Genomic DNA, 19,624 nt, shown 5'->3' with positions numbered 1-19,624 from the left:
TTAGATGGTCAAGGACAAACAGCAGCCTCTGAGTGTCAAGCTAGCTGGTGCAAGGGCACTACGCACTGGCTGTATTCGCTAGATTCAAGCCCGTACGGTCCACAATTGATCCAGCCGAGTGGTGTAGCTAGGACTGAGCAATTGCCGTTGCATACCCCACTCAGGCATTGCAGGGAGACGGGCTGACTTCAGCGTGTTCTTCCCCCAGCGTTGGTTGATCTTATCCATGGTCTGCATCAATCGGTCCGATGTCACGGCCTGGCTAGGGGCAAACAGATCTGGGGTATATTGATCACGTCGGCATAGCCCGAGCAACATGACGGAGGCCTTCGCATAGGCCGGGCCTACCCGGTAAATGCGTTCTAGGCCCTGCACGGCTGTCTGGATGAGTATTCGCGTATCGTCGGTGGGGTAGGGCAAATGGACCTGCATGTGACGTGAGAAGTGCTCCTCGCTTGGGTTGAACAGCCCCGTGCGAATCCCCACCTGGATGACCTTGCAAAGTGACTGTTGTCCTCGAAGCTTTTCAGCGGCACGGGTGGTGTAGCTGGCAACGGCTTGTTGAAGCTCGGCCAGATCGTAAACCCGCTGCCCGAAGGCACGGCTACTGCATATCTCCTGTTTGGGTGGTGCTTCCGCTTCCATGTTCAGGCAGTTGATACCCCTCAGTTCACGGGCTGTTTTCTCCATCACTACACTGAAGCGTTTACGCAGTAGTGCAGGATCGGCATTTGAAAGCTCCCAGGCTGTTTTAATGCTCATGGCTTGCAGGTGCTCATTCATACGACGGCCAACGCCCCATACTTCCGCTACGGGCATGGCCTTGAGTAGCTTGTCTCTGCGTTCTGGATCGCGGATATCCACCACGCCACCGGTCTGGCGCTGCCAGCGCTTGGCGGCTGCATTGGCGAGCTTGGCCAAGGTTTTGGTGCTGGCAATGCCGACACCCACCGGAATGCCTGTTATTTTCAGTACATCAGCACGTAATGAATAGCCGAGCTGATCCAGGGGCTCAGGTAGTCCAGTTAGGTCTGCAAATGCTTCATCGATGGAGTACACCTCAACCATCGGAAGGCGACGTTCCAGGGTAGTCATCACCCGTTCACTCATGTCCCCATACAGCGCATAGTTACTGCTGAAGGCCAAGATGCCTTGGCTTCGCAGGGTGTCCTTGATCTTGAAGTAAGGGTCACCCATTTTAATGAAGGGCTTGGCTTCAGCACTGCGAGCTATCACGCAGCCGTCGTTGTTGCTCAGGACGACAATGGGGGTCTTTGCCAGGTCAGGACGAAATACCCGCTCGCAACTGGCGTAAAAGCTGTTGCAGTCGATCAAGGCAAAGCTTTTCGGCGCCATGCTCATTTCTCGCAGGTCAGGTGCCAGCGGATACTGTTGCGTACAACACCCCAGATCTGAAGCTCATCACCTTCCAGCACATGCAAGGACGCAAATTGCGGATTTTCAGGTTGCAGGATCAATTGCTGACCTCGCCGAATCAAGCGCTTGACGAAAACCTCGCCGTTGACAGCGGCCACGACAATATCACCATGCCCGGCTGTCAGAGCACGGCTGACGACCAAGATATCGCCATCGTGAATGCCAGCGCCGGTCATGCTGTCACCGCGAACGCGAACTAGGTAGGTATGGGGAGCGTGCACATCGAGCAGCTGATCCAGCGAGATCTTCTGCTCCATGTGATCCAGTGCTGGGCTGGGAAAGCCAGCTGAAACAAGGGCGTCGTAGCAACTGACGAGCTGACCGGAAGGCATCACCGTGCCGATAAAGACTGCGTTAGACATGGGAACCTCGGAAGCTGTGTATTTATACAGTAATTGGCTTGAGGCGATCACGCAATCGCTGAAATGTTTCTGGCGATGCAGGTTGTCTTATGAACTGGCAAGATCAAGGCAGGCAGGCCAAGATAATCAGGAAGGGCTGGGCTAGAGCGGGTTTCTTCAATCTCGGCAAAAAAGACCGCTACGGTAATCAAGCCCGCATCGTGCATCGGGGGCAAGCACTTACGTGTCAGTCGTACCGTCGGGGTGTCGTTGCCAGCGCAAGCCAAGGCTGCAGGCATGAATGTCACAGCCAATAGCCAGCATGCTGAATTACCAGGCGCTAACCGGGACAACGCTTTCAGGGAATATCACGTATGAGAAGCGAGCATGATAATGACTGTCTGGTGCTCACCTACAACCTTTCAATGGGCTTGGAAGGCAAGGATGAATCTCCTGATAATCCGCTCTCGAGAGCTACAAAGGGAGTGTTTCACTCCGGCAAACCAAGCCGGCGTATTTGCCAATGTTTTTTTCGCGGACCTGATGAGATGCTGCGATGGTTCGGCGTGTTTGTTCACTCAAGGGGTGAGCGAATACTATTTTTCCCGGGCTATAAAGCTATTGACGATAACGTGCACGTTTTTGGTAATAGCCACTCGAAAGAGTGGAATCAGCCATTCGTTATAGATCACTTGACCTTGGAGCCTGGCCGAAAAACATGGCATTTGACGTCTCCAGAATCTGGTCATATCGGTAAATTAAAAGCAAGGGCGCTGGAAGGATGTACGCACTGGTTTTCAGTGAGCATTGATTCGGCTGAGGTTTTGCGATTAGTTCGCAAAGAAACGCAGGTTTCTGCAGAAGTCTCCGGCTCAGATACTGATCGAAGAGCCAAGATTCTTGAGTCCATGACCAAGCAATCAGTTACTCAGATTTTGCAGCTGAACGGTGAGTATGAACTGATTGCCTCCTCAAGTTTCCTGCATTTCTCTGTACTGATCGGCCCGGCTGGTTTCACTTCGCCACAGAACCAAATTATGGGTTTGCCTTATGGCGGCAAGCTTGCCAGTCAAAGACCAAATAACTGGAATGGCAAAGCGCCAATCAGGATCCACCGGTTTCAGCTATCTAAGGGCATTGAAATTGAAATAGTTGCTAGCCATCATTCGGGCGACCTAAGCATGCCAGTAGTTTTTGGGTGCTGATGTTGGCTTTGAAGCTGCTTAGCGAACCGATCAACGAAGAGGTATCGGCTCATGGTAAAGTCACGCCGATACGCCCAATAGCCGATTAAGGCAGTAAAAAGGATTTCTGATGTCAGCCCTGTCGTCCCTGCTCGATACATACCGCTCCGCCTCAGTCACCGAACGCGAGAAAGGCACTTACTTCGAAGAGCTGATATGCGCCTACCTGCGTAATGAAGCTACCTACCGTGATCTGTACGACAAGGTGTGGATGTATGGCGACTGGGCCAAGGAGCAAGGCCTAGACGGGCGCGATACCGGTATCGATCTGGTGGCACGTACCCAGGGCACCGGCGAGTACCATGCTATTCAATGCAAGCTTTACGCTGAAGACTATCGCGTCCAGAAAAAAGACATCGACAGCTTCTTCACTGCATCAGGCAAGGCTCCGTTCTCACATCGGATCATCGTTACTACGACCAACAACTGGAGTGAGCACGCGGAGGACGCACTCCAGGGGCAGCAGCCACCGGTCAGCAAGATTGATCTGCAAGCTTTGGAAGATAGCCAGATCGATTGGGCAAAATACCAGTCCAATCAAACTGTGGCCCTCAAGGCCAAGAAACAACTGCGAGATCATCAACAAACAGCCTTGAATGCGGTGTCTGTTGGCCTGAAGACCGCAGAGCGCGGCAAGCTAATCATGGCCTGTGGAACAGGCAAAACCTTTACCAGTCTGAAAATTGCTGAACAACAAGCCGGTAAGGGTAAGCGGGTGCTGTTTCTTGTGCCCAGCCTGTCCCTGTTGTCGCAAACCCTGACTGAATGGACGCAGGAAAGTGAAATCCCGCTCCACAGTTTTGCTGTTTGCTCCGATAGCGACGTAGGCAAGAAGCGCAAAGCGGATGAGGACACCGTTCAGGTGTTTACCCATGAATTACGCTACCCAGCGACCACCAAGGCGGATCGGCTGGCTTCTGAAATGCTCAAACGCCACGATGATGAGCACATGAGCGTGGTGTTCTCCACCTACCACTCCATCGACGTGATCAGCCGTGCCCAGCACGAGCATGGTTTGGCAGCTTTTGATCTGGTGATTTGCGACGAAGCACACCGCACCACCGGCGCGACCTTCGGTGAAGATGATGAAAGCACCTTCGTGCGCATTCATGATGCTGATTACATACGCTCGGCCAAGCGGCTGTACATGACGGCTACCCCGCGCATTTATGGTGATGCGGCTAAGGTCAAAGCTGAGTCCGGCGAAGTCGCACTCTGCTCAATGGATGATGAGGCGTTGTACGGCAAAGAGCTGTATGTCATCAACTTCTCGGAGGCCGTTCAGCGCGGATTGCTCACCGACTATAAGGTGCTCGTTCTGACGGTTGAAGAGAGCGTCATCAGTCGTCGCCTTCAGGACTTGCTGAAAGACGAAGACAACCAACTCAAGGTAGACGATGCCGCCAAAATCGTTGGATGTTGGAAAGCATTGGCCAAGCAGGGGCTTCATGAACAGCTGATTGGTGACGCCGAGCCTATGAAGCGTGCCGTGGCCTTCTGCCAAGTCATTTCCCCCAACTACAAAGGCTCCAAGCACAAGGTCAGCTCCATCAACATCGCCAGTATGTTCCAGTCAGTGGTGGAGGCCTATCAGGAGGCCGAAGAGATCGAGGAAGCCTCTCGCTTGATCTGCGAAGCCGCGCACGTTGACGGTGGCATGAACGCCAGCCAGAAGGAAGCCAAGCTCAAATGGCTGAAAGAAGAGCCTCCGGCCAACACCTGCCGCATCCTCAGCAACGTGCGTTGCTTGTCAGAGGGTGTGGACGTGCCAGCGCTGGATGCAGTTTTGTTCCTGACCCCGCGTAACTCTCAGGTGGACGTGGTGCAATCCGTTGGGCGCGTGATGCGTAACGCACCGGGCAAGAAGCGTGGCTATGTGGTGCTGCCGGTTGTTATTCCGGCAGGTATGGAAGCGCATGAAGCGCTTAACGACAATCAGACATATAAAGTCGTCTGGCAGGTTTTGCAGGCGTTGCGCTCGCACGATGATAGCTTCGATGCCATGGTCAATAAGCTGGATCTGATCGGCTCCGACCCGCGCAAGATGGAAGTTATCGCCATCACGGACAAGGCTGATAAAAAGTCAAAGAGCAGCAGTAAGAAAGAGGCAGGTAAAGGCCAGTATGGCATCGGTGAAAAACGCAAAAAATACGATGCCGAGGGCCAGTTGAGCCAGCAGGCCGAGCTGACTTACGAAGTGGGTGAAATCGAAAAGGCGATCTACGCCAAGATCGTCGATAAGTGTGGCAACCGCCATCACTGGGAGGATTGGGCCAATGACATTGCCAAGATCGCCCGCACCCATATTGAATCACACCGGGTTTCGTGGAGGCCATTTCATTTAAGTCAGGCCGCCATAGCCTGACCGTTGTGTTGCTGGTAGAAGTTTGCCTCAGCTTCTGCCGGCGGTATATATCCGATCGAACCCAGTAGGCGCTGGTGGTTGAACCAGTGAACCCATCTCAAGGTGGCGATTTCCACTGCTTCTAGGCTTCGCCAGGATTGCCGGTAAATCAGCTCCGCCTTGTACAAACCGTTGATGGTTTCTGCCAAAGCGTTGTCGTAACTGTCTCCTTTGCTGCCAACAGAGGGCTCTATTCCAGCCTCAGCGAGACGTTCCGTATAACGGATAGAGACGTATTGGCTACCCCTATCGCTATGGTGAACCAGGCCGTCCATTTGGCCTGGCTGACGGGCGTAGAGGGCTTGCTCCAAGGCATCCAGAACGAAATCCGTTTTCATGCTGTTGCTCACACGCCAGCCAACAATTCGCCGAGCAAAGACATCAATAACGAACGCCACGTAGAGCCAGCCCTGCCACGTAGAAACGTAGGTAAAGTCTGAGACCCACAGTTGATTTGGTCGACCAGCATGGAAGTGACGCTGGACCTTGTCGAGCGGGCAAACCGCTTTCTCATCAGGCATCGTGGTACGGATCACATGACCGCGCCGAACGCCCTGTAGACCAAGCCGGCGCATCAACCGTTGCACAGTACATCGGGCGACGTGAATGCCTTCTCGCTTGAGTTGCTTCCACACCTTCACGACGCCGTAGCACTGCATGTTGTCATCCCAGACACGCTGGACTTCATCGCTCAACAGCTCGTCCTGCTTAGCACGTGCGCTTCGTAGCTCGGGTTGGCGCGCTCTGGCTGCATACTGGTAGTAACCAGACGGAGCGATCTGTATCACGCGACAGATCGACTCGACTCCATAACGGTCACGATGCTCATCCACAAAGGCGTTCAGGGTTTGTTGCGGCGGTCGAGCTCCGCCTGGGCAAAATAAGCGCTGGCCAGGCGCAGAATCTCGTTCGCCTTGCGCAACTCTCGATTCTCACGCTCCAGAGCCTTAAGGCGCTCTCGCTCGTCAGTTGTCTGACCGGGTCGTTGGCCGGTATTAGTCTGATGTTTGCGCACCCAGCCATGCAGCGTCTGCGGGACACAGCCAATCTTAGGCGCAATCGATTCGATGGCTGCCCATTCGGAGGGGTAGTCCTTCAGGTTCTCCAGAACCATGCGTACAGCACGTTCACGGACTTCAGGGGAGTAACTATTGGATTTTGTCATGCCTCATTCTCTCAAGAGTTGAGGCCTCCACGAAACCCGGTGTGATTCATATCGACCGCATCCAGGGTATTCTGGAGAACCCGGCCAATGCCCGCGAGAAGGCCGCCTTCAACGCCTTCTCTGCCGAGCTACGCGACGACCTCAACGACAGTATCAGCGACGGCGAGATTGTCGAAATGCTCGCCCAGCATCTGGTAACCAAGCCGGTGTTCGATGCGCTGTTTGAGGAATACAGTTTCGCCAGCCACAACCCAATGTCTAAGGCCATGCAAGGCGTGTTGGATGCGCTCCATGAGCACAGCCTGGGCAAAGAAGCGGATACCCTGGACAAGTTCTACGCCAGCGTGCGTCAACGTGCTGCCGGTATAGACAATGCTCAGGGCAAGCAGAAGATCATCGTCGAGCTGTACGACAAGTTCTTCCGCAATGCCTTCCCCAAGATGACCGAGCGCCTGGGTATCGTTTACACCCCGGTCGAGGTGGTGGATTTCATCCTGCACAGCGTCAACCACCTGCTACAAAAGGAGTTCGGCCAAACCCTGGGCAGCAAGGGCGTTCATATCATCGACCCGTTCACCGGGACCGGCACTTTTATCACCCGCCTGATCCAGTCGGGCCTGATCAAGCCGGAAGAGCTACCGCACAAGTACCAGCACGAGATTCACGCCAACGAGCTAGTGTTGCTGGCCTATTACATTGCAGCCATCAATATCGAAGCGGCTTACCACGGTGAAGTGATCGACGAGTACACGCCGTTTGAAGGCATCTGCCTGACCGACACCTTCCAGATGTATGAAAAGGACGATCTGGTGGATGTGCTGCTGGAGGACAACAGCGCTCGGCGTAAACGGCAGAAGGAGCTTGATATTCGGGTGATTGTAGGTAATCCGCCATATTCAGTGGGCCAGGGGGATGCTAATGCCAACAACGCAAACGTGGCATACCCGAGCCTGGATGAACGCATCCGAACAACCTATGCCGCGCGCTCAGGTGCAAATAACAAGAACGCCCTCTATGACAGCTATATCCGTTCCATTCGCTGGGCCAGTGACCGCATTGGCGATGCTGGCATCATTGGTTTTGTAACCAATGCTGGCTTTGTTGAGGCCAACACCGCAGATGGTTTGCGCAAGTGCCTGGCTGATGAGTTCTCCAGCCTCTATGTGTTCCATCTGCGTGGCAACCAGCGTACCAGTGGCGAAACCTCACGCAAGGAAGGAGGCAAGATTTTCGGTAGCGGCAGTCGTGCTCCGATTGCCATCTCGCTGCTGGTTAAAAATCCTGATGCCCAGGCTCAGGGTCAGATCTATTTCCACGATATTGGCGACTACCTCAGCCGCGAAGATAAGCTGGAGAAGATCGTCAGTTATGCCAGCGTGGCCGGTATTCCAAGCTGGCAACATGTAGTCCCAGACGCGCATGGTGATTGGTTGAAGCAGCGTGATAGCAGCTTTGATCAGTTCATTGTCCTCGGTGACAAGAAAAGCAATGCCCCCAAGATTTTTGACAACTATTCTGGTGGGGTTCAAACCAACAGGGATGCTTGGGTGTTTAACTACTCAAAAGCATCACTTATTCAAAATGTAAGTCGTTTGATCGAAAAATACAGCTCAGAACTGAGACGATTTAATGCTGCTCATTCAGTCTCTGAGCGGCTTACAAGAGAGACTGCGGCTGCAGGCTTTCTGGACAAGGATGCCACCCTGATAAGTTGGTCTCGATCACTTCGAAATGATGCGATCAAGAACAAGCTGCTCAGCTTTAATGCTGCGCCGATCACGGTTTCGACGTATAGACCATTTACGAAGCAATGGATGTATTTCGACAGGCGCTTGAATGAAATGGTCTTGCAAATGCCGAGACTATTCCCAGTTCCATCTGCCCCTAATTTGATAATCACGTTTAAAGAGCGCTGGAATGGTGTTGGCCAGTTTGCGCTGATCACCAACTCTATTTTGGAACAGCAAACAGATGGCGGTGCGCAGTGCTTCCCTCTTTACCTGTACGACGAAACCGCTCAAGCCTCAAAAGACGACCTGTTTGCAGAGAATGCTGAAGAAGGATTGCGCCGCCGCGATGCCATTACAGACGATGGCCTTGCGCATTTTCAAGCGGCTTACCCAGGTGAGCAAATCAGCAAGGAAGACTTGTTCTACTTCATCTACGGCATCCTCCATTCGCCTGACTACCGCGAACGCTTTGCCGATAATCTGAGCAAGGAGCTGCCGCGTATACCAGCGGTAAAGAAAGCCGCCGACTTTTGGGCCTTCAGCAAAGCCGGTCGCGCCCTTGCGGAACTTCACCTAAACTACGAAACCGTCGAGCCGTTCCCACTGACCATCGAGGCCAAGGGCACCCTCACCGATGCCGACTACCGCGTAGAGAAGATGAAGTTCGCCAAGAAAGGCGACAAGAGCACCGTCATCTACAACCCCCGCATTACCCTCAAAGGCATCCCCGAGGCGGCCTGGGGGTATGTGGTCAACGGCAAGGCCGCACTCGACTGGGTCATGGAGCGCCAGTCCGTTCGCACCGACAAAGCCAGCGGCATCGTCAACGACGCCAACGACTGGGCCATCGAAACCATGGGCAACCCCAAGTACCCGCTGGAGCTGTTCCAGCGCGTGGTCACCGTCAGCTTGGAAACCCAGAAGATCGTCAACAGCCTGCCGGCTCTCGATATCTGATACCCAGGAGGCCATGGATAGCGCTATGACAGGTTCGGCTATTCCTCTGGGTGAACGTGACGGCCTCATGCTGCGCGCCTATGAGGTCGAAAACGGCCTGCGTTGTGGCTGTGTGTGCCCTGGTTGCCGTCGTCCTTTGGTGGCAGCCAATCAGGGTGAGAAGCGCCTTCCATATTTCAGGCATGCCGAATTGGAGGGATGTAGCAATGGTCGATCAGAGGGTATTAGACGCGCTGCTGTGCAAGTGATCGCACAGCACCAGCGACTGCTATTGCCATCCTTCACTGAGAGCGTGAGTCAATTTCTAAAGAGCGGCAGAAGTATCGTCAGGGAAGTAGGGTTCGATACTGCATCCATTATCCCTGAAAAGGTAGAAAAGTTCGTCGATATTGATGGTCTTAGAGCCCACGTAAGGTTGACATTGCAAGGCCATAGCCTGATTGTCCGCATCAAATGCTCGGCTCGCCAGGAGCACGAACGAAAACGCCGGCTGCAGGGTATGGAGGTCTCCAGTATTGAGATCGACTTGAACTTGCTCACGGATGCACAGATCAACGATCAGGCGGTATTCACGCATGCCGTTTTGGATGATCCGCATAACCGCGCCTGGATTCGTTCGATGAAGGGTGAGGCTTTGATTAGCCGGGCCCGTGCCGAGCTGAAAACTGAGGCGGCACGCCTGAATACAGAGTGGCAGCAGGCCGAGGATGAACGTATTGCGGCGGCACCCACGGTTGAAGCCCAGCCAGATGTGCAGCAACAGGAGTATTTGGACGCTCTTGTCTTGCACCGTAACGCTCAAGTTGAGTTGGCGCGTTCAACAACGCGCGGCTGCGCGGGTGTCGAGCACACCTGGAAAGAGCGGGAAGCACTGATTGTAGCGACAATGTTTCAAGCCGTGCGAGAGTGGGGCTGTGTAGGTGCTGAGTGTTCAAGCTGCAGGCTAGTGAGCTCTCCTGGTTCGCGCTTCTGTCAGTACTGCGCGTCTGATTCCCAACGTCTGCGGGAGCTTCGGTTTTCTCCTGACCTGGAGCTGACAATCGAGCAGATTAAGCGTTGCTGGGTTACACCGCATGAGTCTTTGCGAGGGGCGCGGTATTTGATTTTCTTGCCAGATGTGAGCTGAAATCACGAAAAATAAAAGCACCCCAACTAACTCAGTAGGCAGTTTTGCCTGTGATGCACACGGCTGGGAGTTAGGGCGTATTTTGGTCTAGGACATGGAGGACTCGTCATGCAAAGAGACATGGACTTGCTGAGGGAAATACTGCTGAAGCTTGAGGGCATGAATCAGCAGGCGAATGCAATTCTGACCTTCAAGGCTGGGGATCTTGGTATTGAGGGTTTCACTGATGATCAGGTGATTTATCACTTTAGGCTATTGGCTGATGAGGGGTATATCGATCAGGGCGGACGTCCGCCATTGAGCGGTCTGATGTTCCGTCAGCTGACATGGAAAGGGCACGACTTTGCTGACTCGGTGAGGGACTCGGAGATCTGGAGGAAAACGCGGGGTGGTGCGCTGGCAGCAGGTGGCTGGACCCTGGATTTGATAAAGGATCTTGCAAAGGGGTATGTACGAAAGAAGCTCAGTGATACCACTGGTATTGAGCTTTAAGAGCCGTGTGGCTTTTATCAGTCCTGAAAATTTACTGGAAAAGCAGCTGGTTAGTTTTCTATTCCGGATGCCAAAAATTGGAGCTGTGTTATATCCGAGGCCAAGAGGCCCCGGATTCACTTGTTACATCTCACTGCATTGCAATCCAGCCATCATGGCCGCTTCCATGAACTCCTGGGTAGGCATACTGCGCCGGCTCATACGCTCTAGAGCTTCTGTTCCATATCGTTCGTTTAGCCTCTCGAACGCACAGCTACAGATCCTCCTGTCCGCGCCCCCTTGCATACATCCAGACACGAACTCGCCCCTGAGCTTGTCCTCAGGGCTTGAGCAGCCAGCCATGAGCAGGCTGATCGCTATTCCTACTGATGCGATTGTAGATTTCATTGTCTGGTCTCCTACATTCTGGAAAGTACTTGGGATACACCGAGTGCAACGCCAATACCGAGACCAATCAACTGAGGTCTGGCAATCCAGAACAGCTTGTTGAATACCAAGCTGAAAAAGCCGCCTGTGGTGAAAAACATCGTTGGCCGTGCGAAGCGACAAATGGCATCGCCAATCATGGCGCCACCCCAACCGACCAAGCTTCCGACTATTACCGCCAGCAGCTTGGCGAAGAAGCCAGCACGAATAACCATGCCAGAGTTGTTAAAGGTGACCATGACGATGGCAAAGACGAATGCTGCAAGGCCCCATCCGATGGCCCTGCCTGAGAGGGAAAAGCCTTCGTCGTTATAATCTTCGTCTTCACTGTGCTGATTGTTGTTGTCGAGATTTTGTTGGTCCATACAGCATGCTCCTGGTTTCTTATTGAGCTTTTTTGGAAGAGATCAGTTGTTCGCTACCAGGCTGACTGGCAGGTATTTGCGGGGTCGCCAAGGGCCGGAAGAACGCCAATGTTGGTGGTTGGCAGTTTGACGGTTTGACCGCCTGCACTGACTTGCAGAGTGCTGGCGTTACGCAGGCTGTCCCAGAAGTTGGGGAAGTCCTCGCCACACAAACGGCAGTAGGTATCGAAGGGGTTGGTGTTGGTATACCCATCGACGATGACATTGAATCCGTCACCTTGTTGTGAGCTATATCGGTTACCTGCGATGGTGGCTGTGGCCCTGACGTATTCACCGTCTTCACTAGGGCAGGCGATGTAGAGTTCGTTTCCTTTGTCATCAGTAACGGTGTACTCCGATGTGCCCATAGCGAAACCGGACCACCACTCGGTGGCAAAAGCGTGATTGTTGGTAATGACAAGCAGAAAGCTAACGATCAGGGCAGTGCGTAATGTGTTCATGGGTTGATCCTTGGTTATTAAAAACATATCCGCTACCAGCTATGAGGCATGCAGCCAGTAGGAATGATCTGTCTAGCGGGTTGTCAGATTTGCAATTGAGATCAAGACAAGGGCAGAGGGTTTCTTACCGGGAGGGTATGAGCTTTGAAGTGTCAATCTGAGTCCCTTCATGTGGTGTCCTTGGATGATGCAGAATTATTTGATATCAAAACGACTTTATAGGTTGATTCTCATCTCGTTAAGTCCTTCATGTCAATCAGTTGATGCCCAACCATTCGAGTTGAATCGGAGGGCGCATGACGAAAAACGTAGAAAACAAGCGAGCGCAAAGTATCGGACGGGCCATTGCCAAGTATCGGGCTGACGCGGGTATGACACAGGAAAGCGTTGCAGCAAGCCTGGGCATTGGCAATGAGGCGGTGTCACGGATGGAGCGTGGCATTGCCACACCCTCAATCCAGCGACTGTATGAGTTGGCAGAATTGTTTGGATGTGAGGCGGTGGATCTGTTGACTACAGGCAGCCATCATGTGGATGACCAGTACCGCCATCTCAAGCAGATGTTGGCGAAGCTGGACGCTAAAGATCGGGAACTGGTGGTGTCACTTTTAGAGCAATTGAGCGCCCGGCTGGCGCGGTAAGCCTGTAACAGGCCCGCGCCTTTTAATCCTCTGAAGCGCCGGTTAGCAAAAAACCGCAGTTCAGGCACAGACTGTCATAGTCACCCAGCCAATGTTTCTCCACGTTGTTTGCAAGCTCGATGCCCTGAGCGACGCCCTCTGCCAGCACTGAATTGGATTGACTCGCTAGCGCAATCAGCTCACCCAGCTGCGCCCAAGGCTCGTGAGCTCCAGGTTTTGAACTCTGCTGCTTAGCAGCAAACTGCCTGAGCAGAGCATCACAGACGCCTGCCATTACAGCCAAGGTGCGAAGGTTCTGCCTGTGCAGAAGGGTTGCAGCGTCACAGATGCAGCATGTGTTGGTTTGCATGATGTCGTTTCTCCTGTGCTGGTGGGGGTTAAATCAGGCCGCGCTCTGCAAAGCTCACTGAGTCCGCGCCGCCAATCACCAGGTGATCGAGTAAACGTACTTCTACTGTGTCCAGGGCTGTTTGCAGACGCTTGGTCAGGGCGACATCCGCCGTGCTGGGCTCGGGTCTGCCACTGGGGTGGTTGTGGGTGAGGATTACCGCAGCAGCATTGGCATTGAGCACGCATTTGATGATTTCCCGTGGGTAGACGCTGGCGCTGTCGATGGTGCCGTAGAACAGGGTTTCAAAGCCCAGCACACCGTGTTGGCTATCCAGCAGGATCAGACCAAAGACTTCTCGTTCCTCATGGGCCAGTGTTGCCATCAGGTAGTTCTTCACGTGTTCCGGGCTGGTCAGGTAGTTGCTGCGTTTGAAGCGGGCTTCAAGAATGCTTTGCGCCCAACTCAGGACATCTTTTTCCGACAAAGGGATGCCGGCAGGCGGCGCAATGGCCGCCTGTTTGGCTGATTTCTGCATGTTTAACTCCAGAGTGTTTAAGGTTGGTTGCTAGGTGCCACTGGTTGATCCTGCAGGCTGTGGGTGCGCTGCAGGATCAGGTCGTGCAAAGTGGGTTTGTCACGTTTTGGTTTGCGGCTGCTGTAACTCGAAATAGCCGTTGTCTGTGGCGTAGAGGTGACTGTGGCTTCAGGGTAGAACTCCTCCAGGACCTGCTCGGCTTCCTCATCACTGTCCTCAAAGGCGCCATTGAGCAGGCCATCTCGCGCTGCAGCATCCAGCGCAGCCTGGTCAAAGCCTGCATCACGTCGGGCACGCTCCAGGATGTTGGCTTGGGCAAGGGCTTCCTCCATGGACAGACCCGTTCGCACAATCAGATCCACGTAGTAGATCGGTGTGCCATGGCTCTGCCGGGTGGATTTACCGCGCAGTCGGATCTCCAATGGCAAACACGCCAGGCGATCACCCGAGAGCGCCTGCAGGTAACTGAGCCTGGCCGACAGCGTTCGAATGCTGTTGAAGCCCGTAGTCCTGAATACAAAGCTCCCCAGCAGATCATCATCACCAATGGCCACGTTAAGCCGGCCATAGGGTTTGCAGTTGCCACCCTTGGCTAAAGGACAGCCATCCGGGCTGGGGCAGGGCAGTGATTGCAGCCCTTCACTGGTAGAGCGTTTACAGGTCTCTCCATTGCCCACACACAGCGGTCGGCCACTGGTACGGTCAAAGAGGCAGTATTCAGCTCTGAAATTTAGATCAGGATCGTTGAACAGTAACCGCACCGGAATACTGCGGATCTTGCCGCCTTGATCCTTGCGCAGATGCTCATCCAGTGGGTGCAGAACCCAGCCATCTCGAGTCTGTACCTGGGAGGTGATGGTGAATTGATCGTCTTTTTCCGGCAGACGCATGCCGTTCTTCTCGACAACCTTGCCGATTGAGATGCGCCCGAGCACGGGCGGCGTAATAGCCAGACCTTTGATCATGGGAATGCTCCTAGGGAATAACGAAAAAGGGCAGGTCGCTGAGTGAGCGGACTGCCCTGGTTGGGGTGGATCAATTGACCAGAAATCGCCTGCTGCCAGGCTTGCTGATCTGGTATTGGGTTTTCAGGTCAGGGTGCGCCTTGAACAGGGCCTCCATATCCACGGCGGTGCCATCCTTGGCTTTCTTCCAGGTGATCGAACCATCGGCAAACACGGCTTTACTGGCTGCCCCCATGGATTCTTGCAGGCGCTGCTTGAGAACAGATTCTCGAGTGTTCAGGTCAGAGAGTGACTGACGTACCTGCTTGAGCTCGGTATAAGTCTCGTTCAGGGACTGATCCTGAGAGAGGTCAATAACCACACCGGTGTCTTCCGGGTAGAGCAGACGCAGTGCCATGTCAGCGGACTCAGAGCCATCGGCTGGTGGCGGTGTGTCGGTTTCAACGTAATGCCAGAACTGACGTTCAAGCTCGATCAGGTGCTGGATCAAGACCTCATCCCGCTCTATCCGGTACACCTCAAGCTGTTGACCGCCGAGCAGCACAGCTACATCAGCCGCCTGCTTGCCGGTGACAGCCAGTTGGTGCATGACCTGCACCTCAACATACTTGGGCACACCGTCACGCCATAGCCTGGCGCCATTTATACCGGCAGTCTTACATTCCAGGATTTGCACTTCAGCACTGCCAACCACCTCACGGTCTATATTGGCGAGCATCCAGGGGATCTCGGGGTGTTGCAGCACCGCATTAACCTTGCGGACCTTGTTCCCTGTGCGTCGGTGGTACTGGGAAGCGACCACAGGTTCCAGCACCACACCCCAAAATACTGGAGTGCTGTCATCGTCCTGGTTGGGTTTGGCCAGGCCCTGGTCGCGGTTGGTTTTCTCCAGCCACAGCTCAAGTTGTGACTTGTAGGGGTTCAGGCCAATGGCTGCCGAGGAGTCAGAGCTGCCGATACCGCGTTTGCGTACATCGAGCCAATCTTCACGGTTCAGATCCTTGGTGCTGACCAGGCGCAGGACGCCACGCCCAGGCTTATTCGCCAGAGGGGAAGGGGTAGAGTGGGTTGTGTTCATGATGTCTCCAGACGCAAAAAAGCCCGGTCAGCGGTGGCTGCCGGGCTTATGTCGTTAAGGGTGATTTAGGTGGTGTTTGGTGAGATAGTCCAGAGCCGTGAATCAAGCGACCAGGGCCATGGCTTGATCCAGGGCTTTTTGCTTCAAGCTGGCGCCTTGGCCGAACCAGGCTGAGTCCAGACGGTGATCAACGCTGCGGGCACGTTTGTCGTGGTCTACGTATTCGGTTACGGCATTCAGCAAGCCCCAGGCGGTGTTATGCGCCGACTCCAGCTGAGAGCCACGCCCTTTGCCAGCAAACAGATCCTGTACCTTCTGCAGAGCTCTATGCTGGTTAAGTTCACGGCGATCATCGACATCCTGATCGGCATCGCAGATGACTTGCAGGAAATAGCCAAGCGCCTCACCTGAGTTGACCTTGCGTTGGCTGAGGGTTTTCATGCGATACATAAAGTCATCCCACTGCGCTACCGAAACACCCAGCTGCCGCTTGACGGCCTGAGCATCAAACTCAGTGCTATGGGGCACACGGATCGACTGCGCTGAACCATCCAGTGCGATGGCCAGGGTGTTGTTGCAAACCACCCGTACTGTCGTCGGCGTGGCCACGGTCGCCAGGCTTCCATCACAGGAGGTAGCCAGCAGCAGGTAGCCATTGACCAAGTCGTTGCCCTTTAGCACCGAGGCTTGCCCCGTCCGTGCCAAGGCCCAGAACTTGCGACCGCCTTTTAGCACGCCTGCAGTTTCCAGCTCGAAGCCTGCGTATTCGGTCAGATCGCGATAGAACTCAATCACATCGAACGGCTGGACTACTTTGTAGCGCTGCGAGACCACTGACAGAGGAGCCTTTGTGTCTGACCGGTAGAGCACCTTCTGATCTGGAAAGGTGTGAATGCTGCCAAGGTGCGCTGCTGAATCCGACAGAAAGCGCACCGGGGACTCCTCGATGTGCCAGTTCATCCCGGCCTCATGCTGCCATACCTCCAGCGGCTGATGACGGGAGAGCTTGTTACCCAGGCCATGCCAGGGTGTTGAACCAACGAAAGCCATATTTTCAATTTGATGTGCCATGGTGAAATCTCCATAACGGCATAAACCGCCTGTGCCAATTAGCCCAGGCGGCAAAATGAGATAAGAAAGGGAGGGGTGAGCGGACGCTCAGAAATGCGCGTGACAGTCTTGGCAGCGGTGTTGATACAGCAGCTGGTCATCTACCAGCTTGCCCAGGCGCAGGCCAGCAATGCAGCCAGCAAAGGCACCGGTAATGGCGCCAAGTACGGCACCAGCACCTACACCGCCAGGGCCAGCAATGACGCCAACCTGCATGCCGATACGGGTACCGGCCAAGGCACCAGTTGCCGTAGACGTTGCAGCACCGGTCATGCCACCAGCAACAGTGCCAACATAACCGCCAATGCGTTTACCGTAATTACAGAAAACCACCCGCTGCGAACCGCAGCGTGGACAGGATCGAGACATAGTAAAAACCTCATGAGACAGGCCAGTTGAGCGGACTGGCTGTGGTAGGCTCATGGGGGTTATGTAGGATTGAAAAAAGTTTGAATGGAAAATGCTAAGGCAGTGTTTATGTCGTGGGCTTGGAGGGTGGCTTTCGGCCAAGAGCGCTCATCAAGTGTCTTTCAAGACAGGGTCGACTCAAGTAGAGCGCAGGAGTCCGACCAGCAAAACACGCAATAGATTACAACGAAGGGAATCAGACATGAAAACATTAAATATTGACCTGGAAAACTGCTACGGCATCAAGAGCCTGCAAACCAAATTCGACTTTTCCAAAGCTAAGGCGTGCGCCGTCTATGCGCCGAACGGTTCTATGAAGTCTTCACTCGCACAAACTTTCCAGGATGTTGCAGACGGTACTGCCTCCAAGGACCGGATCTTCACGACGCGCGTTTGTAGACGCGAAATCACGGATGAGGCCGGCGCGGACCTGCCCAAGGAGAGCGTGCTCGTCGTTCGTCCGTATGACGAGGTTCTTGGGCATTCCGCGAAGACATCAACGCTGCTGGTCAATCCTCTTCTACGCAAAGAATACGAAGCGCTATATGCCGATATCGAGGCGGCAAAGGAGGCCTTGCTGAAAGCTCTGAAGGTTCAATCGGGCTCCAAGAAGGACATTGAAAAGGAGCTGTCGATTACCTTCACAGCACGCGCCGATCAGTTCTATGTTGCGCTGAACCGCATTAGGGACGAAGTTTCCGAGATGCCAGACTCCCCACTCGCAACAGTTTCGTACGACGTGATCTTCGACGACAAGGTGCTTGCCCTTCTCGGTACCGATGAAGCGAATACTGCCATTCAGGACTACATCCAAAAGTACAACGAGCTGTTGGCCGCATCGACTTACTTCAGGAAGGGAACATTTAACTACTACAACGCAGAAACAGTCGCAAAGCAGCTAGCGGACAACGGATTCTTTGATGCGAAGCATTCCGTTACCTTGAACGCTGACACCAAGTTGGAAATAACCAGCCAGAAGGAACTAGAAGAGCTGGTCGCCAAAGAGAAGGACGCTATCTCCAATGACAAGGACCTGAAGAATAAGTTTGCGAAGCTCGACAAGCTCCTCCAGAAGAACGTCACGGTAAGAGACTTTGAAGCATACCTGCTGAATCATGAGGAGTTGCTGGTCCGACTTGGGAACATACCAGCCTTCAAAGAAGATGTCTGGAAGTCTTACCTGAAGGAGCACTTCGAGCTATTTCAGGATTTGCTGAACAAGTACCACGCAGCGCAGGCCAGACGCAAAGAGATCGAAGGGCAGGCTGAGAAGGAGCGCACCCAATGGGAAGAGGTCATTGATATCTTCAACGATCGATTTTTCGTACCGTTCAAGCTGGATGCAACTAACCGACTGGCTGTCATCCTCGGTCAGGAACCGATGCTAAGCCTCGACTTCACATTTGAGGATGCCGACGATATGGCCGTCGTTGACCGCAATGCACTTATGCAAGCGCTTAGCACGGGGGAAAAGAAGGCTTTCTACGTGCTGAACATACTTTTCGAAATCGAAGTCCGAAAGAAGGCAAAACAGGAAACGCTCATTATCGTCGATGATATTGCGGATTCGTTCGACTATAAGAACAAGTACGCAATCATTCAGTATTTGATGGACATTGCCGAAGATTCCCACTTCAAGCAGATAATCCTCACCCACAACTTCGACTTTTACCGGACTGTTCAGAGCCGGTTTGTCCGGTACCCGGACTGTTTCATGGCGTCGAAGACCGCAACGGGATTAGTGCTTGAGCAGGCTGCGGGCATTCAGAATGTCTTTATTAAAGACTGGAAACCAAAATTCGCTACCGAGCCGAAGAAAAAGATTGCCTGCATCCCCTTCATGCGCAATCTCATTGAGTACACAAAGGATGCTGCCGACCCTGATTTTGTCACGCTAACGTCGCTGCTGCACTGGAAGCCTGACTCCAGTCAAATTACCATTTCAGACCTGGATGTGATCTTCAACAGGCTGTTCGGCAAAAACGTTGCTTCGGCAGAAGGCGCAAAACCTGTTATGGACCTCATCATGCACGAAGCCGGCGAATGCCTGAACGCTGCAGAGGGGATTAACTTCGAGAACAAGATCGTGCTAGCCGTGTCGATCCGACTCACCGCCGAACGCTTCATGGTGAAACGTATTAACAATGCGGCCTTTGTCGCAGGTATCGACGCAAACCAAACGCCTAAACTGTTAAAGAAGTTCCGGGAGCTGTTCGGCACAGAGCTGAAGGCGATCAAAGTCCTACAGCGCGTAACTTTGATGACTCCGGAGAACATTCATCTAAACTCTTTCATGTACGAGCCAATCTTGGACATGTCTGATGAACATCTGCGGAGGCTGTATGGCGATGTTATCGCACTGGGCTAAA

16 protein-coding genes, 2 pseudogenes and 1 other annotated feature are annotated in these 19,624 nt (G+C 53.7%); of the genes and pseudogenes, 8 read left to right on the top strand and 10 right to left on the bottom strand.

What is annotated here, in order from left to right; genetic code table 11:
* Window positions 1–84 precede the first annotated feature (84 nt).
* Both umuC and KEM63_RS14810 read right to left on the bottom strand, forming a co-directional pair.
* Entirely contained in the window at window positions 85–1,362 is a 1,278-nt protein-coding gene (gene umuC, locus KEM63_RS14815) for a translesion error-prone DNA polymerase V subunit UmuC (protein ID WP_423747814.1), read from the bottom strand.
* Entirely contained in the window at window positions 1,359–1,799 is a 441-nt protein-coding gene (locus tag KEM63_RS14810) for a LexA family protein (protein ID WP_372237860.1), read from the bottom strand. The genes umuC and KEM63_RS14810 overlap by 4 nt, the downstream gene beginning before the upstream one ends.
* A 353-nt stretch (window positions 1,800–2,152) precedes the next feature.
* Here KEM63_RS14810 and KEM63_RS14805 point away from each other — a divergent pair, with 353 nt between their 5' ends.
* Both KEM63_RS14805 and KEM63_RS14800 read left to right on the top strand, forming a co-directional pair.
* A complete protein-coding gene (locus tag KEM63_RS14805; protein ID WP_123891030.1) occupies window positions 2,153–2,983 on the top strand; it encodes a hypothetical protein in 831 nt (276 codons plus the stop codon).
* A 109-nt stretch (window positions 2,984–3,092) separates the two neighbouring features.
* Window positions 3,093–5,333: pseudogene (locus KEM63_RS14800) on the top strand (restriction endonuclease); the annotation flags it as partial.
* Between the two features lie 35 nt (window positions 5,334–5,368).
* On the opposite strand, the gene KEM63_RS14795 reads toward KEM63_RS14800, so the two are convergent.
* A protein-coding gene (locus KEM63_RS14795) for an IS3 family transposase (RefSeq protein WP_223652936.1) occupies window positions 5,369–6,591 on the bottom strand; the annotation gives its coding sequence in 2 pieces (ribosomal slippage) (window positions 5,369–6,306 and window positions 6,306–6,591; 1,224 coding nt in all).
* Window positions 6,197–6,313: a sequence feature (AL1L pseudoknot), on the bottom strand. Its footprint overlaps the gene before it by 117 nt.
* A gap of 47 nt (window positions 6,592–6,638) precedes the next feature.
* Here KEM63_RS14795 and KEM63_RS14790 point away from each other — a divergent pair.
* From KEM63_RS14790 to KEM63_RS14780, 3 genes and pseudogenes are all read left to right on the top strand, one after another.
* Window positions 6,639–9,278, top strand: a pseudogene (locus KEM63_RS14790) (type ISP restriction/modification enzyme); the annotation flags it as partial.
* 25 nt (window positions 9,279–9,303) lie between these two features.
* Window positions 9,304–10,404 carry a hypothetical protein gene (locus KEM63_RS14785; RefSeq protein ID WP_223652934.1) on the top strand — a complete coding sequence of 367 codons (1,101 nt, stop codon included), beginning with the start codon at window positions 9,304–9,306 and terminating at the stop codon, window positions 10,402–10,404.
* A gap of 108 nt (window positions 10,405–10,512) precedes the next feature.
* Window positions 10,513–10,896 carry a DUF2513 domain-containing protein gene (locus KEM63_RS14780; protein ID WP_123891027.1) on the top strand — a complete coding sequence of 128 codons (384 nt, stop codon included), beginning with the start codon at window positions 10,513–10,515 and terminating at the stop codon, window positions 10,894–10,896.
* A gap of 398 nt (window positions 10,897–11,294) precedes the next feature.
* Here the strand turns inward: KEM63_RS14780 and KEM63_RS14775 are convergent, their stop codons facing one another.
* The gene (locus KEM63_RS14775; RefSeq protein ID WP_223652932.1) at window positions 11,295–11,687 is read right to left on the bottom strand and encodes a hypothetical protein; all 393 of its coding nucleotides are present in this window, start codon (window positions 11,685–11,687) and stop codon (window positions 11,295–11,297) included.
* Between the two features lie 53 nt (window positions 11,688–11,740).
* A complete protein-coding gene (locus tag KEM63_RS14770; RefSeq protein ID WP_123891026.1) occupies window positions 11,741–12,187 on the bottom strand; it encodes a hypothetical protein in 447 nt (148 codons plus the stop codon).
* A gap of 296 nt (window positions 12,188–12,483) precedes the next feature.
* Between KEM63_RS14770 and KEM63_RS14765 the strand changes: the two genes are divergently transcribed.
* Window positions 12,484–12,828 carry a helix-turn-helix domain-containing protein gene (locus KEM63_RS14765; RefSeq protein WP_123891025.1) on the top strand — a complete coding sequence of 115 codons (345 nt, stop codon included), beginning with the start codon at window positions 12,484–12,486 and terminating at the stop codon, window positions 12,826–12,828.
* 22 nt (window positions 12,829–12,850) lie between these two features.
* On the opposite strand, the gene KEM63_RS14760 is transcribed toward KEM63_RS14765, so the two are convergent.
* From KEM63_RS14760 to KEM63_RS14740, 5 genes are all read right to left on the bottom strand, one after another.
* Window positions 12,851–13,177, bottom strand: a complete 327-nt coding sequence (locus KEM63_RS14760; protein WP_123891024.1) for a hypothetical protein — start codon at window positions 13,175–13,177, stop codon at window positions 12,851–12,853.
* Window positions 13,178–13,205: 28 nt separating this feature from the next.
* Entirely contained in the window at window positions 13,206–13,694 is a 489-nt protein-coding gene (gene radC, locus KEM63_RS14755) for a RadC family protein (protein ID WP_123891023.1), read from the bottom strand.
* A gap of 17 nt (window positions 13,695–13,711) precedes the next feature.
* A complete protein-coding gene (locus KEM63_RS14750) occupies window positions 13,712–14,659 on the bottom strand; it encodes a recombination directionality factor (protein ID WP_220469418.1) in 948 nt (315 codons plus the stop codon).
* A gap of 70 nt (window positions 14,660–14,729) precedes the next feature.
* Window positions 14,730–15,737 (bottom strand): YqaJ viral recombinase family nuclease, encoded by a 1,008-nt coding sequence (locus KEM63_RS14745; protein WP_123891022.1) that lies wholly within the window; start codon window positions 15,735–15,737, stop codon window positions 14,730–14,732.
* 102 nt (window positions 15,738–15,839) lie between these two features.
* Window positions 15,840–16,808, bottom strand: coding sequence for a DUF932 domain-containing protein (locus KEM63_RS14740; RefSeq protein WP_022964304.1), 969 nt, complete (start codon window positions 16,806–16,808; stop codon window positions 15,840–15,842).
* 93 nt (window positions 16,809–16,901) lie between these two features.
* On the opposite strand from KEM63_RS14740, the gene KEM63_RS14735 reads away from it, so the two are divergent.
* Entirely contained in the window at window positions 16,902–17,246 is a 345-nt protein-coding gene (locus tag KEM63_RS14735) for a hypothetical protein (protein ID WP_223652930.1), read from the top strand.
* 211 nt (window positions 17,247–17,457) lie between these two features.
* The gene (locus KEM63_RS14730) at window positions 17,458–19,623 is read left to right on the top strand and encodes an ATP-binding protein (protein ID WP_123891020.1); all 2,166 of its coding nucleotides are present in this window, start codon (window positions 17,458–17,460) and stop codon (window positions 19,621–19,623) included.
* The last annotated feature ends 1 nt before the right edge of the window (window position 19,624 follow it).

It is taken from the genome of Halopseudomonas nanhaiensis (assembly GCF_020025155.1).
Classification (GTDB): Bacteria; Pseudomonadota; Gammaproteobacteria; order Pseudomonadales; family Pseudomonadaceae; genus Halopseudomonas; species Halopseudomonas nanhaiensis.
This window is presented reverse-complemented; position numbering and strand designations above follow the sequence as displayed.